Below are 15,848 nucleotides of genomic sequence, written 5' to 3'. Positions count from 1 at the left end.
ATAGTAGTCTATGGAAAGGCATCGCACTCGCACGTGTGATGCTTTTTCTCGCAATAGAGGGAAAATTTAGTGAATAAAAACAACCATTTGTATGCCAAACTGAGAAGAAGATAGAAGTGTGAGCCACCTATTTTTGAAATTATGAGGTAGAGGTGAAAAACATGAAATTTCGCGGACGGATCGTTGCGCTTCTGATGGTGCTTTCTGTAGCGATTGGAGCGGGAGTCGCAATGCTTTTCCTAAATCCAGGTGACCGTGAAGTTCCAATGGTTGCAATGGATAACCAAGGAGGCTCCCAGCAAGCGACAATTACTGAGGAAGCTCAACAAGGTACTGAAAAAATTACCCGGGCAATGAGTCTCATTTCCGAATCATATGTCGAAGAAGTAGACGAGAAGCAATTGGTTGAAGGCGCCATTCAAGGGATGCTTGAGACGCTTGAGGACCCGTATTCTGTCTATATGAACAAAGAAACTGCTAAGCAATTCACTGATTCACTTGAATCATCGTTTGAAGGAATTGGTGCTGAGGTAAGCATGGTCGATGGCAAAGTGACGATCGTTTCACCGTTCAAAGGTTCGCCAGCTGAGAAAGCAGGCTTGAAGCCGAATGATAAGATTTTAAGCGTAGATGGTGAAAGCTTAGAAGGTCTTGATTTATATGACGCTGTGTTAAAGATTCGCGGTGAGAAAGGTACGGAAGCGAAGCTAGAAGTCCAGCGTGCAGGTGTTTCAGAGCCGCTTATCGTGAAAGTAAAGCGTGATGAGATTCCAATTGAGACGGTCTACAGTTCTGTGAAAGACGTGAACGGTGAAAAGATTGGGTATCTTGAAGTGACTAGCTTTTCAGAAAATACAGCAGATGACTTTAAGAAACAGTTAAAAGCATTAGAGAAGAAAGGCATCACTGGCTTAGTCATCGACGTACGCGGTAACCCGGGCGGCTATCTACAAAGTGTGGAAGAGATGTTAAAGCAATTCGTTCCAGATGATAAGCCATACTTGCAAATTGAAAACCGAAATGGTGAAAAGAAACGCTATTTTTCATCTTTGAAAGAGAAGAAAGACTATCCAATTTCTGTCTTAATTGATAAAGGAAGTGCTTCAGCTTCTGAAATCCTAGCAGGGGCGATGAAAGAGGCTGGCGGCTATGAAGTTGTCGGCGTGCAGTCATTCGGTAAAGGAACAGTGCAACAGGCGGTTCCGATGGAAGATGGAAGTAACCTGAAGCTGACTCTATTCAAATGGTTAACGCCAAATGGCAACTGGATTCACAAAAAAAGGTGTAGAACCGACAGTGAAGGTAAAGCAGCCGGAGTATTTCTATTCAAATCCACTGCAAATTGAAAAAGCGCTGAAGTATGATGACAATAACGATAAAGTGAAAAATGCACAGCTTATGCTAAAAGGTCTTGGATTCGAGCCAAGCAGAACAGACGGTTATTTCAACAAGGAAACAGAAACAGCTGTAAAAGCATTTCAGCGTGCAAACGACTTGTCAGTGACAGGGCAAATTGATAAAGAAACAGCAGGAAAAATTGAAGCGCAAGTAATGAAAGCAGTTCAATCAGAAAAGAATGATGTACAACTTCAAACCGCATTGAAGCTTGTACAGAAGAAAAAATAGTAGGGCATGAAAGATTTCCCATTATGAACAACGGCAGGAAATCTCGTACCCTCGTCGAAATATATCCGTAGTTCTACTGCGGATATATTTTTTTGATTTATAGAGTGTTTGTGAAAGTATTGGAGGTGAATCGGTTCGTGGAGGTTTGGTTGTTTGAACTATTGAAAGGGTTCGGCAAGCTGTTTTTGCATCCTTTTTTTTACGGAGCTCTGATTGCGGCTTTGCTGCTCGGTCTTAAGCGTGTGAAACGTGAACGGCGTGATTTCCATATTCGCGTTCACGATACGGTTACGGAATTAATCCAGTTGGTTTTGCCTGGTATTGTGATTGGACTTATTTGTTCGGTGCTTACGTTAGGAATTGGGCTAACCATTTCGAAAGGGTTTCTAACTGTGGTGGGAGCACTTTCCTTGTTATTTGCTTTGACGACACAAGTACGCTGGCTTTCACCGGCATACACAGTCAGCTTTGCCTTGTTAGTCGTGTTTCTTGTGCCGCAGTTAAATGAAAGCTGGGCAGAAGCTCTTCAAATAAGCAACGCATCGTATATTTACCTTGCTGTGCTGCTTGTCTTACTTGTTGGAGCAGAGGCCTTTCTGATTAGACGAAGCGGCGCGAGAAATACTTCTCCATTATTAGCGAAAGGGAAACGAGGAAAGCTGATCGGCGCTCATGAAGCAAAGAAATTATGGATGCTGCCGCTCTTTTTATTAATTCCTGTTGATAATGGCATTACCCAATTACCATGGTGGCCTGTTTTTGCGGCGGGGAATGGTGAGACGTATACTTTCATGCTTGTGCCGTTTGCGGTTGGTTTTCATCAGCGCGTCTCGTCTGAATTGCCGTCAGTTGTCGTGAATCGAATGGGGCGTCAGGTAATGGGGCTTGCGATGTTGTTAGCACTTATCGCAGTAGCGTCTTATTGGGTGTCATATGCAGCCGTTGCAACTGCTGCAGTGGCAGTTATTGGTCGTGAATGGATCACGTATAGACAGAAGCGAAAAGATGATGAACAGCCGAATCTATTTACAAGTAGAAAAGATGGTCTCATCATTACTGGCATTATTCCAAAGTCACCGGCTGAGAAGCTTGGTGTTCAAATTGGCGAACGAATTCAAAAAGTAAACGGACAAGCCGTTAACACTGAAAAAGGCTTCTATGAAGCTCTTCAATTAAATCTTGCATTTTGTAAAATGGAAGTTGTCGACTTAAACGGAGAAATGCGTTTTGCTCAAAGTGCTGTTTTCGAAGGGGAGCATCATGAGCTTGGTTTGTTATTTATACCAGATGAGAAAGTGAAAGTTACCCGAACAGGCTGAGAAAAAGCCGTCATTGCAGGTTTTTGCATTGGCGGCTTTCTTTTTTTAGCATTCTTTTCTTAAAACTTGACCTTATGAGCTGGTCCTAAAATTGTCACAAAACTTTCAAACTTAATTGAAACTTTCCTCTTTTTAATAGAGTTATTTTTACTATAATGAATGTGGAAAAAGAGAGAAAAGAGACCAACATTTTCTTTTTCCCTTATAGGCGTCTATGTAAACATAGAGAGAGAAAAACATCATAGGTCGTACAACATGTTTATGGAGGAGTCTTACGATGGGTAAAAAATTAGCACGAGCATTATGTATGGGGCTAATGTTATTAGCACTACCAAATATGGCATCGGCAGAAGAAAACCCGGTGGAAGATATCATCAGCAATTCGAAAAAATACATGGGCGTACCTTATGTGTTTGGGGGAACAACACCAAATGGATTTGATTGTAGCGGATACATACGACATGTGTATAATGAATCTGGTATTTCGCTACCAAGAACAACCTCTCAGCAATATAATGTTGGACAAGCTGTTGCAAAGGAAGATTTGCAGAAGGGCGATATTGTTTTCTTTGAAACATACAAGTCCGGTCCTTCACATTCAGGGATTTATCTTGGAGATGGGAAGTTCATTCATGCTTCAAGCACAAAGGGTGTAACAATCTCATCTATAAATAACCCTTACTATTGGCAGCCACGTTACATTGGCGCACGCCAAGTTGTTCAACAAGTAAAAGGTGTAGCAGATACAAAAATTGAATATAATGAAAATCATTGGGCTTATGAAATCGTTGAAAGCTTAAGAGGTTTAGGAGTTGTCGACGGAAACAATTTCAACCCTGAAGAAAAGTTACAAGAAGGACAAGCTGTTAAGATGCTGAAGCAATCTTTGAAACAAAATGGCTTCTCTAATGCACAAGCAGCTGCTAAATTAAAGAACAGCAAGATTATTGATAACACAGCCTACACATCTAAAGATGATGTAACACGTGAGAAGGCAGCAATGATGCTCGTTCAAACATTGCTCGCTGATGAAGAACGTCAATCAGACAAGCAGCTTACATTTGTCGACTTCGATACTTCACATCGCGGTTACGCAGAAGTAGCAGTAGCGATTGAGCAGCAGCTTATTACAGGCTATGCAGACGGTTCATTCAAACCGCATGATAAAATAAAGCAATCAGAATTTGCTGTATTAGTTCATCGTGCATTGAACTTAAACAAGCAAGTTGCTGTTAAATAAGAAAAAGTTTAAGCCTTAATGTTCAGCTCGAACATTAAGGCTTTTTTGTATACGGTAGTTTAATTGTAAACGTTGTGCCGGCTGATGATGTTTCAGATAGAAATAAATCGCCACCCATTGCTTTTGCAAGAAGCTTACTGTATGGAAGGCCGATTCCTAAGCCACGTACCTTGTGTTTCTTCGCTTCTCCGCGATAGAAACGCTCAAAGATTAAGCTTTGTTCAGCCTCTGGAATCCCTGGTCCGTTGTCTTGTATATCAATGTAGAAGTATTGTTCACTTTTCTTGTGGATTTTCGTATGAATGTAGCCTTCGTTTTCCATCGCTTGCTGAGCGTTTTTAAAGAGGTTAATGAGCACCTGCTGAAGGCGGCTTGCATCAACTTCAGCATAAATCGGTTCACTAGGGAGTGTCACGTCTGTTTCGATTTTGTTATCTTCGTTTGTCATGTTCCATTGGTAGAGAATTTCATTAACAAGCTGGCTGACACTGTGCGTTTCGGTTTGAATTGAAATAGAGCCAGCTGCAAAGGAGTTGAACTCCAGTAAGTCATGAACCATGTGCTGTAAGCGGGTTGCTTCTTTTAATGAAATATCGAGAAATTCCTTTGCTTCATCTCCTGTTACAACCTCGTCTTTCAAGGCTTGAATAAGACCGCTGATTGAAGTGACAGGTGTCTTTAATTCATGTGTCACGCTGGCTAACAGCTCAGCACGCAAGTCTTCTAATTGCTGCAGGCGTTGTGACATGTCTTTAAATGAATGAATCAGTTCATCTAGTTCTTTTTCAGGCATGGATTCAGTTAGTTGAATGTCGTAGTTGCCGACTTGAATGTCTTTCGCCGCACTGGAGACTTTTTCGATCGGTTTTGTGAGCTTCCGTAGCAGGAAGTAGATGACACCCCAGCCAAGTAAGCCGAGACTGATTAGGAGAATTGCAAGTAAGCGATATTCTTGGTTGACTGCCGTTAAGCTGCTTTTTGTTTGGGCAGTAATGACCCAGCCAAGTCTTCCGTTTTCATTTTCAATCGGAACCTTTTGAACATATACCATATCATTCCGTGCTTTTAGCTTTTGTAAGCGTTCCTCGTTCTGAAGGACCGTATCAATGAAAGGCTGAGTAGAAGGGAGGAATTGTTTTGGCTTTTTGAAAAATAGGTTACCGTGATTGTCTGTAATATAGATGTTTAGTTCGCTGTTAAGGTTGAGCAGCTTTTGTCTTTCCTCCAGAACGCGGTCCATAATGGGCCCGAAGTGGATGCTTCCGTTCTGATTAATTACACGGTCTGCGATTTCTTCTGCTAGAATCTCGGTTAGGTTCAGACGGTTTTCAAGTGTTGTATGGCGAATCCAAAGCACAGAAACGAAACCGATAATGACAAGTCCGATACAAAGTGTAAGCAAATAACGGTTGGTCCAGTAGCGTAGCATGGATTGCTTGTGAGTTAGTTTAGTAAACACTTAGTTGATACCCCAATCCGCGAATGGTTTTGATTTCACCTTCTGAAGAAGGCCAGTTCGCTAGTGATTTTCGAATACGTTTTATCGCTAAATCGACAGCGCGGTCACTTCCTTCATAATCAATCCCCCATACATTTTCAATCAGCTGTTCTCTCGTAAAGGTTTGGTTCGGGTGTTGAGATAGGTAGATAAGTAGTGACAGATCTCGCGGCGTGAGCGTTAAGGTAATGCCGTTTAATGAGACGGAATGCGCTTTGTAGTTCATTTTCAAACTGCCAATATATTTAACATCTTCTTGTTCTAATAGATAAGCAGAGCGTCGAAGCACAGAATTTACCCGAGCGATTACTTCATCTGCTACAAATGGCTTCGTAATATAATCATCTGCGCCGCTGTTAAGCCCGTTAAGCCGATGGTCAACTTCACCTAGGGCAGACAGCATAATGACAGGGCAAGAGCTGACCTCGCGTATTTCCTCTAGCACTTCCCAGCCATCTTTTCCTGGCATCATAATATCTAATAGAACGAGAGACGGAGGAGTTTCATGGAATAAGCGAAGGCCTTCTTCACCATTATGGGCAATGGTTGCTTCATAATTTGCTTTTTCAAGATAAGCTTTCAACACTCTAGAAATGGCGATTTCATCTTCAATAATTAGAATTTTTTTCATCGTCAAACACCTCTTGTACAAAAGTATACAACGAAAAGAGCTGACTCAAAAGAAAAGAGGTTAACCCTTGGGGCAACCTCTATGTAACACTTTTATGATTGATTTTGAAAATAACCGCCCATTCCTTTGCCGTGCTGACCTTTCATGCGGTGCTGTTTCATCTTGCCGAACAATCCCATCTCACGTGCTTCTTCAGCATGGTTTGTGTGAATGTCAGCCATAACCTCGTTCAATTCTCTTCCTTCTGTTTTTACGCCAAGCTTTTCAGCTGCTTGGAGAATTTTTGCTTCATGGATTGCTTGATGGAGTTCTTGTGGTGTTTTATCAGCGACTTCGATTCCAAGCTCCTTCGCTGCAGTATTCATGGCAGCTTGACGAACTTCATTTGCTACGTCTTGTAGTTCCTTTCCTTCTGTTTCAATGCCAAGTTCTTTTGCTTTTTGAAGAAGATGTTCTTTGTGGAATTGCACGTGCTGTCCTTTCATACCCATTCCGCGGGCAAAGTGTTGCTTCATGCCTTGGTGGAAGCCGCGCTCTTCTAGCTGTGGTTTCTCTGTATTTGTGTCAGCAATGATATTTGCTGCAGATGCTGCTCCTCCCATTGTGTTAAGTGCCAACAGTCCGCCGATTGCTAAGCTCAATAATTTTATTTTCATCTCTCTTCCTCCTTCGATACTTCCTACACCCTTAATGTACACCTGTATTGTGTCAGGCAGATGTCAAAGGGCGAAACACTTCAGAATATTTCCGATGATTTCAATTCCTTGTTCAATGTCTTCTAAGGAGGCAAATGAGTAAGAGATGCGGAATGTTTGCTCACTTGCATAAATTGTTCCCGGATAAAGGAGTACCCCTTGTGCTAATGCTTCTTCAAATAACGCTTCCATTGATAGTGGGAAGGTTGCTTTCACCCAAATAAAGAAGCCTCCTTGGGGTTCATGCCATTCTGCCAGTCCATTTACATGCTTTTCGAGAGCCTTAATTGCTGTTTGCTTTCTAATCTTTAGTTGTTTTCTGACGTGGTCAAGATGTGTTGCATATAAGCCGCTTGATAGCCATTCTGCTGCTGTCCATTGTGATAGGGAGCTTGAACCGTAATCTGTTTGCATCTTAATATCTGCCAGCCTGTCAATGACTGGCTCAGGGCCAGTAATCCAACCGATCCGCAGGCCGGGGCCTAACGTCTTTGATAAGCTGCTGACATATAAGACTTGTCCATTCCGATCATATGCCTTAAGTGGAGCGGGAGGTGGGGCGTTGAGCCACAATTCACGATACACATCATCCTCAACAATTGGGAGTTGTTCGTCCTCACAAACCTGCAGTAACTGCTTCCGTCGCTTCTCTGACATCAAAATGCTTGTTGGATTTTGAAAGGAAGGATTCGTATATAACATCGCTGCATTTCGTTGTCTTTTTTGTTCAGAGATGTGTTGTGGTGATATTCCGTTTTCATCCATAGGCAGACCGAACATCCGCATCCCTGCTGATTGAAACACATTGACAGAATACAGGTAAGACGGCTTTTCCAGAAGAATTGTTGAGCCTTTGTGCAGAAGGCCAATGGCAATCAATTGCAGAGCCTGCAGAGCGCCTGAAACGACAAGAATCGAAGCAGGTGATGCGTGAATCCCAATCGTTTGTAGATGATGACTGATTGCTTGGCGTAAAGGAAACAGCCCCTTTGGTTCCATATATCCGAGTGATTGCACTTGTCCTGCAACGAGTCCGAGGACCTTCGCGAACTCTTCAGTTGGGAATAGTTCTGGTGCGATTTCCCCTTTGCCGAGTTGAATCAGTTCTGTCTCTGCTTCCACGCGGTTAATCTCTTGAACAATTGGACGGTTAGGCTTATGTGCTCCTGACTTTACATAGGCATTCCAATCGGGCGGGGGTGTTGCGGCGAGGATTGTCCACGTATTATTAATAACGATAGTTCCGCGGCTTGTCTTCCCTTCGATTAAGCCGTCTGCAGCTAACTCCTCCATCGCTGTTACAACCGTGCTTCGGTTCACCGAAAACTGTTCCGCTAGTTTTCGTTGAGAAGGAAGGCGGCTTCCAACAGGCCATTCACCATTTGTGATTTTTTCTCTTATATAATTGATGATTTGCTCATACATCGGTGCTTTGTCCTGCTTAGTTGGTTTCCAATTCATTCGATTTGAAGACTCCTTTTATAAAATTGGTTGGGTTAGAAAACATCCAATTTGGTTGCAGACATTTTACCAAATCAAGGGTACGATGCATAGCAAAAGGAGGGAAACGAAATGGACTTTCGGATCATTTGCGCACACGCCTTAACGATTCTATTGTGGGGATCAGCATTTCCCGGCATACGAGTGGGGTTAGAAGAATATACACCTGAACATCTGTCATTATTACGTCTGTTAATCGGTTCAGCTGGGCTGCTTGTCTTTGCGTTAATGGTCAAGATGAAACTTCCTAAGCGAAGAGATATTCCGGCTATTCTATTACTTGGTGGATTAGGGTTTGCAGGTTATCATATCGGGCTAAATTACGGGGAAACGATGGTGAATGCAGGAACGGCGAGTGTAATTGTCTCGACAACACCGATTTTTGCGGCGGCTTTTGCCAGTTTGTTCCTGAAGGATAAATTATCTTGGTTTGGTTGGATTGGAGGGATTGTCGCCCTCATTGGGATTTGCTTCATTTCATTTGGAAGTGGAGGGAATTTTCAATTTAATATTGGAACGTTGTTTATTTTATTAGGGGCAGTGTCTGAAAGTATTTATTTCGTTTTTCAAACGAATTATTTGAAGAAATACGGCTTTCTTCCTTTCACAACGTATACAATTTGGGCAGGGACGTTGTGGATGCTTATCTTTACGCCTGGCTTATGGGAAGCGGTTGCGGAAGCTTCTCACTATGTGAACATGACTGTGCTTTATTTAGGTATCTTCCCGACGGTTCTGCCATACTTTGCGATGGCGTATGTGACGTCTCGTTCTGGCGCTTCTGAGGCGACAAGCTCGTTGTATTTAACTCCTGTGACGGCTTTTCTAATTGCGTGGATTTGGCTTGGTGAAATGCCGACAGCCTTCGTGCTTATTGGAGCCCTCATTACAATCATTGGTGTACTTATTGCCCATTTAACCCCTGGAAAAATGAAAAAAGAAAGTCGTGACGCTACCCGAGCTGTTAGTAGCTGAATAGTGTCACGCTTTCTTCTCCCGGCGCTTCTTAACCGCTGAACCGATCCAGTAGATAAATGGAAGAAAAAGCCCGAAAGTTGCTGCGAATAAATACCATATTTCCCCGATGAATTCTTGAAAGTAGGCGACGTTCGGGTAAGAGATAATCGAAAGGACAACCATAATCATTCCGAGCGGATAGAGGAGCGGCTTGTAATCATTTAATTCTATAATTTGCGCGATTCCGAGTGCAGAAGCATAGAGTAAGACAGCTAGTTTGAAGTAAATCGTAATCATCCAAATGACCGCGACAATGATTTCGACTCCTTCAAGGAAACCAGCGATTTCGATCTTCTTTCCTAACACATAGCTCGGATAAGCATTCAATGCGGATAAATCAGTACCAATAACGATAATGCTTAGTAAAGTAATTGCTGTAAGAATAACACCACCGATTAATGTGCCGAGATAGAATCCTTTCTTTGCTTCTTTCACATTGTTGACATAAGGGAAGAGCATCAGCATGACAACTAGCTCCAGAAATGGCGATCCAATAAAAGGAAGTGACGTCGAAATAATCGGCTTAAATCCAAATTCAAATACAGGCTGTAGGTTTTCCGGCTTAAATTTCGGAGTTAGAGAGACAAACAGAAATAACAAAAGGAAAATCACCCATGGAAGAAACAATTCAGATGCTCGTCCGATAACTTCTAATCCTAGCTTAACACCAAAGATAGCTACAAATAGAAAGAGAAGATGCGTGTATTGTAACGGTGTTTCAGGAAGAATCTGAGTCGTCATGAAATCACCAATGTTTCGAAGCACAAGAGCCGCGAGCAAGAACGTAAAGCTGAAGAACAGAAAGGCGAGAAACTTCCCGAACCATCTTCCGAAAATCGCTTCACTTATTTGTACAAATGTTTTGTTTGGCATATTTGTTTCGATTGCATGGTATAGCCGAACAACAAGCAGACCGACACCGACCGAAAATAACCCTGCTATCCACGCATCTTGTTTTGCTCCGCCGACAAGTGGGGAAGGGACAATTAAGATTGAACTGCCAATTGTAAATAAAATCACTAAGTACATAAACTGTCGAGCGCTGATTTTGCCATTTTCGATCATTCGATCCCTCCTCCAGCTGTCTTTCCCAGGTTATGAAAACAATTTTTGAATGGTTGTATGCATTGGCTCATACATGAAGCGAAGAAAGTCAAGCGGGTTCGGGATGTTAACACCACTGCTTTCTGCAAGACTTAAAACCGTTCCGATGATTAAAAAGAACGAGAAGAAAAAAAGTCCTTTTGTGTTTTTGTTTTTCTTCATGGAAGGCACTTCTAGCGCGATAATAATGGCTGTTGTCGTTAAGATGCCGAGGGTCGCCCACATTCCGCGTCACCACTTTCTTTATTGCTCAATGGATCGAATAATCGTGCCTGTTCGTCTAATTTTGATTTCAACATCCACTTCCACTTCCATTTCGGCAAAAATGTTAGACCAGTTATCTTCGACTTTGTGCCAATACTTAGGCTCTGAACGACGTACTTCTTCCCCAAAACCGAAAATATCGCTTTTGTAATCTTGTTGTGCTGTTTTGAGTGCAGCGTTAATTTTATCTTTAATATCATTGTTTACTTTCTTTTCAATCGCTTTTAACGTTTTATCTTTCGTTAAATCGATTTTGCATTCTACATCTCCAACATTTCCTTCACCTGTAATTTTGACTTTAATAAATGGCTTATTATCTTTTAATATGGCAGTGGATTCAGCAGCTGTTCGAATCATTTCCACGCTGATAATTCCATTATCCTTGTGGCAAGGGACAGTTACGATCGTACTGTGAACATTCCCTTTTACATAATTGTAGCCTTTACTTTCATCTTCACTTAGCCAGCCAACGAGCTCATCATTTTTGAAAATAGCTAAATTATCAATTGTAAGCTGGGTAGGTGCATTTACTCGTTGCACATTTGTAATATCTGAACCATCCGTGACGCCGGAAATATAGATGCCTGTTAAGACAGGTTCGCTTCCCTTGCTCATAATTGCAGAGACGACATCATCCAAATTAACCCCTTTCGTTGGAGCCCAGTTTGTTTCTGATGCTTGCAACGAGTAGAGAACTTTGTTTGCTGGGATTTTTTCGAAGGATGTAAGAACATTTAAGATGTCTTCCATCTGTTCGTCTTTTGCGACCATTAAGAAAAAGCTTGTTCGCATTTCATGATCACGATATAAGAAGTCCAGTGTTTCTTGAATGCCTTCTTCTGCAAGCTTTTCACCTAATACAATTAACCGGAGTTGTGATAGGTAGATTTTCCGCGGAGATTTAATGGTAAGCTTTCGAAAGGCTTCAAAGACACTTTCACCTTCAATTTCATATGTCGAAACGGGAGGTCGTGTTGTTGGTGTTTGTGTGGCAACTTCACCAGGGTTAATGAGCTGAACGATAATTTTAAAGTTTTCGTCTTCTGTTTTATCGATCCCAACAGCCACAGCGACCCCTAAGTCATTCAATTCACGTTTATTCCAGCATCCAGTCAGAAGGGTAAGACAAAGGATGAATAATAAAGTTGTCTGCCACTTCTTCATAAGATTAGCTCCTTTAAGTTGATTATCTTCCTTTAAATCCAGTGTTGCTGCGCTTTTCATTTTTGCGGCTAAGGAAGGTTGGGCGAGAAAATAGCCCCCAGTGTGGAAAACGAATGACGACGTCTTTTTGGTCCTTCGGAATGATTGGTGCAAGTGGTGACATGTATGGAATGCCGAATGATTTCAAGCTGCATAAGTGCAGTGACGTGGCGATAAGACCAAGAATGATGCCGAATAAGCCGAAGCTTGCAGCAAGCCCCATGAATACGAACCGCAGCATGCGAATGGAAATGCTCATATTAAACGCTGGAATAACAAAGCTTGCAATGGCTGTAATGGATACAACAATCACCATTGCCGGAGAGACAAGCCCTGCTTGAACGGCGGCTTCTCCAAGAACGAGCGCACCAACAATTGAAATGGCTCCCCCGACAGCCCGAGGCATGCGTACGCCTGCTTCTCGTAAAATTTCAAACGTAAGCTCCATTAACAATGCTTCGATAAAAGCAGGGAATGGAACACCTTCACGCTGAGCTGCCAGGCTAATAAGGAGCGGGGCTGGGATCATTTCTTGATGGAAGGTTGTTGCCGCAATATAGAGAGAAGGCATTAATAATGCCAAGATAAAGGATAAGAAACGTAAAATTCGAATCGCTGTACTAATATCAAACCGCTGATAGTAATCTTCATTCGCTTGAAAAAATTGAACAAACAGTGCTGGCACAATTAACACGAACGGTGTTCCGTCAGTTATAATCGCAACTCTTCCTTCAAGCAGACTAGCGGCGACTGTGTCAGGTCTCTCAGAGTTATAGGTTGTTGGAAAAGGTGACAGCTGATCATCTTCAATAAATTCCTCGATATACCCGCTTTCAAGGATCCCGTCTACATCAATATCATCTAACCGCTTATGGACCTCCTCAACGACTTTTTCATCGGCTGTGCCGTGTAAGTAGACAATGGCAATATCGGTTTTTGTCATCCGTCCTAGCTTTTTTGACTCAATGCGGAGGTTCGGGTCCTTTATTTTTCGACGTAATAGAGCAGTGTTCGTGCGCAACGTTTCAGTAAATCCTTCCTTCGGTCCGCGGATCACGCTTTCAGAGGTTGGTTCATTAACGCCGCGGTCCTTCCAGCCTTTCGTCGTTAAGGCTAATGCTTGAAGCTCCCCATTAACGAAAAGAACGGTATCACCAGAGAGGATATGGTCAAATACTTTTTCAAATGTGTCGATTTCCTTCAATTCTCCAATTGGAAGGAGCGATTCTTTTATAAATGGATAGAACGCTTTAACGGAAGTTGGTGCATCCTTCATATCTACCATCAATGTTTCCATTAAATAATTTTGCATCGCATGATTGTCAATCAATCCGTCAATATAAAGGATGCCTAGTTTTAATTCACGGTTATTCGTGGGAATAATAGTTCTAGTAACAAGGTCAGAGCTGTTGCCTAATCCTTCTTTTACATATGAAATGTTTTGCTCGAGTTGAAATGAGAAGCCTTTTGTATGCTGAGCATCGGTATTTTCTTTTTGTTGATTGTTCTTTTGTTGAGGCTTTTTGTTTTTTAAGCTCATTTGTTCAAGCTTGGACTGAAATTTCATACATAGGCAACTCCTTTCGTAAACCTTTGGTGCTAGCATTTGCAGGTGGAAATGTTTTTATCCGAAGCGAGCTATTTTTTGTAAAAGAGGGAGAAATGTTATAAGATCAAATATACGAATGTCAGTTCGTTTCTTTCGTTTTTTCGGAATGAACTATGATACAATATTTGTAGCAAATTGAAGTGAGAGAACGGAGGTTTTCGGGATTGAATGAGAAGTTTGAGTTAGTATCGAAGTACGAGCCGCAGGGAGATCAACCGAAAGCAATCGAGCAATTAGTGAAGGGGATTCAAGAAGAGAAAACACACCAAACATTACTCGGTGCAACAGGAACGGGTAAAACCTTCACAATGTCGAACGTCATTAAGCAAGTAAATAAACCAACATTGGTTATTGCCCATAATAAGACACTCGCAGGCCAGCTCTACAGTGAATTCAAGGAATTCTTCCCGAATAATGCGGTTGAATACTTTGTCAGCTACTATGATTATTACCAACCAGAGGCCTATGTGCCTTCAACAGATACATTTATTGAGAAGGATGCAAGTACGAATGATGAAATTGACAAGCTGCGTCACTCTGCCACAACAGCGTTGTTTGAACGGAACGATGTTATCATCGTCGCAAGTGTATCGTGTATCTATGGCTTAGGTTCACCAGAGGAATATAAGGAATTAGTTGTTTCCTTGCGTGTTGGGATGGAGATGGAACGTGACAAGCTTCTGCGTGAACTAGTCGATATTCAGTATACACGCAATGATATAGATTTTAAGCGTGGTACATTTCGTGTTCGAGGAGATATTGTGGAGATTATTCCAGCCTCACGAGAAGAGCATTGTATTCGAATTGAATTTTTCGGAGATGAAATTGACCGGATTCGTGAAGTGGACGCACTGACTGGTGAAATTATCGGGGACCGTGAGCATGTAGCGATCTTCCCGGCATCCCACTTCGTTACACGTGAAGAGAAGATGAAGGTTGCAATTGAGAATATTGAGAAAGAATTAGAAGAACGGTTAAAAGAATTACACGAACAAGGCAAGCTGCTTGAAGCACAAAGGCTGGAGCAGAGAACACGCTATGACTTAGAGATGATGCGTGAAATGGGCTTCTGTTCAGGTGTTGAAAACTATTCGCGCCATTTAACACTGCGCCCGGCAGGTTCTACACCATACACACTGATGGATTTCTTTCCAAAAGACTCATTAATTATGATTGATGAATCACATGTTACATTACCGCAAATTCGCGGGATGTATAACGGGGACCAAGCGCGTAAACAAGTGCTCGTTGACCATGGGTTCCGTCTGCCGTCAGCTCTTGATAACCGGCCGTTGAAGTTTGAGGAGTTTGAAGACCATATTAACCAAATTGTCTATGTATCTGCTACACCTGGGCCGTATGAACAGGAACATTCTCCAGAGATGACCGAACAGATTATTCGTCCAACAGGTCTGCTTGACCCAACTGTCGACATTCGCCCAATTGAGGGGCAGATTGATGATTTGTTAGGTGAAATTAATAAACGGGTAGAACGAAATGAAAGAGTTCTTGTGACAACCTTAACGAAAAAGATGTCTGAGGATTTAACAGACTACTTGAAAGAAGTTGGCATAAAGGTTGCGTATTTGCATTCTGAAATAAACACATTAGAGCGGATTGAAATTATTCGTGACTTGCGTCTAGGAAAATACGATGTGCTCGTTGGCATTAACTTGCTGCGTGAAGGACTCGATATTCCAGAAGTGTCGCTTGTAACCATTTTAGACGCTGATAAGGAAGGGTTCTTACGTTCGCAGCGTTCCTTAATTCAGACAATGGGGCGTGCCGCTCGTAATGAAAATGGTCATGTCATTATGTACGCTGATAAAATAACAGATTCGATGCGCATCGCAATCGATGAAACAGAACGTAGACGCGTTACTCAAATGGAATACAACGAAAAGCATGGCATCACGCCGCAAACGATTAAGAAGGATGTTCGAGATGTCATTAAAGCAACATTCGCAGCAGAGGAAACAGAGACGTATGAAGAAAAACCAAGTATTTCAGAAATGAGTAAGGAAGAGCAAAAACAAATGATCGAAAAGCTCGAGAAGGAAATGAAGGATGCTGCAAGAGCGCTTGATTTCGAACGTGCAGCAGAGTTAAGAGATATTCTGATTGAGCTGAAAGGTTAAGCAT

At 42.1% G+C, this 15,848-nt stretch carries 12 protein-coding genes and 1 pseudogene; 5 read left to right on the top strand and 8 right to left on the bottom strand.

Annotated features, from left to right (window positions below):
• Positions 1-161: 161 nt before the first annotated feature.
• The 3 genes and pseudogenes from LC040_14955 to LC040_14945 all read left to right on the top strand — a co-directional run bounded on the left by LC040_14955 (position 162) and on the right by LC040_14945 (position 4,185).
• Positions 162-1,626 (top strand): annotated as a pseudogene (locus tag LC040_14955) (S41 family peptidase).
• A 137-nt stretch (positions 1,627-1,763) separates the two neighbouring features.
• Positions 1,764-2,945, top strand: a complete 1,182-nt coding sequence (locus tag LC040_14950) for a PDZ domain-containing protein (GenBank protein ID WLR50545.1) — start codon at positions 1,764-1,766, stop codon at positions 2,943-2,945.
• Positions 2,946-3,222: 277 nt separating this feature from the next.
• The gene (locus tag LC040_14945) at positions 3,223-4,185 is read left to right on the top strand and encodes an NlpC/P60 family protein (GenBank protein WLR50544.1); all 963 of its coding nucleotides are present in this window, start codon (positions 3,223-3,225) and stop codon (positions 4,183-4,185) included.
• Positions 4,186-4,219: 34 nt separating this feature from the next.
• Here the strand turns inward: LC040_14945 and LC040_14940 are convergent, their stop codons facing one another.
• The 4 genes from LC040_14940 to LC040_14925 all read right to left on the bottom strand — a co-directional run bounded on the left by LC040_14940 (position 4,220) and on the right by LC040_14925 (position 8,470).
• Positions 4,220-5,644 (bottom strand): HAMP domain-containing sensor histidine kinase, encoded by a 1,425-nt coding sequence (locus LC040_14940; GenBank protein WLR50543.1) that lies wholly within the window; start codon positions 5,642-5,644, stop codon positions 4,220-4,222.
• Positions 5,634-6,314 carry a response regulator transcription factor gene (locus LC040_14935; GenBank protein ID WLR50542.1) on the bottom strand — a complete coding sequence of 227 codons (681 nt, stop codon included), beginning with the start codon at positions 6,312-6,314 and terminating at the stop codon, positions 5,634-5,636. Before LC040_14935 ends, LC040_14940 begins: the two co-directional genes overlap by 11 nt.
• A 92-nt stretch (positions 6,315-6,406) precedes the next feature.
• Entirely contained in the window at positions 6,407-6,970 is a 564-nt protein-coding gene (locus LC040_14930; protein WLR50541.1) for a hypothetical protein, read from the bottom strand.
• A gap of 63 nt (positions 6,971-7,033) precedes the next feature.
• Positions 7,034-8,470, bottom strand: a complete 1,437-nt coding sequence (locus LC040_14925; GenBank protein WLR50540.1) for a PLP-dependent aminotransferase family protein — start codon at positions 8,468-8,470, stop codon at positions 7,034-7,036.
• A gap of 111 nt (positions 8,471-8,581) precedes the next feature.
• Between LC040_14925 and LC040_14920 the strand changes: the two genes are divergently transcribed.
• Complete coding sequence (locus tag LC040_14920) at positions 8,582-9,484, top strand: EamA family transporter (GenBank protein ID WLR50539.1); 903 nt, start codon at positions 8,582-8,584, stop codon at positions 9,482-9,484.
• Positions 9,485-9,490: 6 nt separating this feature from the next.
• On the opposite strand, the gene LC040_14915 is transcribed toward LC040_14920, so the two are convergent.
• Genes LC040_14915 through LC040_14900 form a run of 4 tightly spaced genes read right to left on the bottom strand, consistent with a single transcriptional unit; the run spans position 9,491 to position 13,664 of the window.
• Positions 9,491-10,591: an endospore germination permease gene (locus LC040_14915; GenBank protein ID WLR50538.1), complete on the bottom strand. Its 1,101-nt coding sequence runs from the start codon at positions 10,589-10,591 to the stop codon at positions 9,491-9,493.
• Positions 10,592-10,621: 30 nt separating this feature from the next.
• Complete coding sequence (locus LC040_14910; protein WLR50537.1) at positions 10,622-10,855, bottom strand: hypothetical protein; 234 nt, start codon at positions 10,853-10,855, stop codon at positions 10,622-10,624.
• 18 nt (positions 10,856-10,873) lie between these two features.
• Complete coding sequence (locus LC040_14905) at positions 10,874-12,058, bottom strand: Ger(x)C family spore germination protein (protein ID WLR50536.1); 1,185 nt, start codon at positions 12,056-12,058, stop codon at positions 10,874-10,876.
• A 22-nt stretch (positions 12,059-12,080) separates the two neighbouring features.
• Positions 12,081-13,664 (bottom strand): spore germination protein, encoded by a 1,584-nt coding sequence (locus tag LC040_14900; GenBank protein ID WLR50535.1) that lies wholly within the window; start codon positions 13,662-13,664, stop codon positions 12,081-12,083.
• A gap of 206 nt (positions 13,665-13,870) precedes the next feature.
• On the opposite strand from LC040_14900, the gene uvrB reads away from it, so the two are divergent.
• Positions 13,871-15,844, top strand: coding sequence for an excinuclease ABC subunit UvrB (gene uvrB, locus LC040_14895; GenBank protein WLR50534.1), 1,974 nt, complete (start codon positions 13,871-13,873; stop codon positions 15,842-15,844).
• The last annotated feature ends 4 nt before the right edge of the window (positions 15,845-15,848 follow it).

Source organism: Bacillus tianshenii (assembly GCA_020524525.2).
Classification (GTDB): Bacteria; Bacillota; Bacilli; order Bacillales; family Bacillaceae_N; genus Bacillus_AV.
This window is presented reverse-complemented; position numbering and strand designations above follow the sequence as displayed.

What these genes read in the sequence shown, in the direction of transcription:
- LC040_14945 (WLR50544.1), top strand. Translation starts at nt 3,223, where the DNA reads ATGGGTAAAAAATTAGCACGAGCATTATGTATGGGGCTAATGTTATTA.
- LC040_14935 (WLR50542.1), bottom strand. Translation starts at nt 6,314, where the DNA reads ATGAAAAAAATTCTAATTATTGAAGATGAAATCGCCATTTCTAGAGTG.
- LC040_14930 (WLR50541.1), bottom strand. Translation starts at nt 6,970, where the DNA reads ATGAAAATAAAATTATTGAGCTTAGCAATCGGCGGACTGTTGGCACTT.
- LC040_14925 (WLR50540.1), bottom strand. Translation starts at nt 8,470, where the DNA reads ATGAATTGGAAACCAACTAAGCAGGACAAAGCACCGATGTATGAGCAA.
- LC040_14920 (WLR50539.1), top strand. Translation starts at nt 8,582, where the DNA reads ATGGACTTTCGGATCATTTGCGCACACGCCTTAACGATTCTATTGTGG.
- LC040_14915 (WLR50538.1), bottom strand. Translation starts at nt 10,591, where the DNA reads ATGATCGAAAATGGCAAAATCAGCGCTCGACAGTTTATGTACTTAGTG.
- LC040_14910 (WLR50537.1), bottom strand. Translation starts at nt 10,855, where the DNA reads ATGTGGGCGACCCTCGGCATCTTAACGACAACAGCCATTATTATCGCG.
- LC040_14905 (WLR50536.1), bottom strand. Translation starts at nt 12,058, where the DNA reads ATGAAGAAGTGGCAGACAACTTTATTATTCATCCTTTGTCTTACCCTT.
- LC040_14900 (WLR50535.1), bottom strand. Translation starts at nt 13,664, where the DNA reads ATGAAATTTCAGTCCAAGCTTGAACAAATGAGCTTAAAAAACAAAAAG.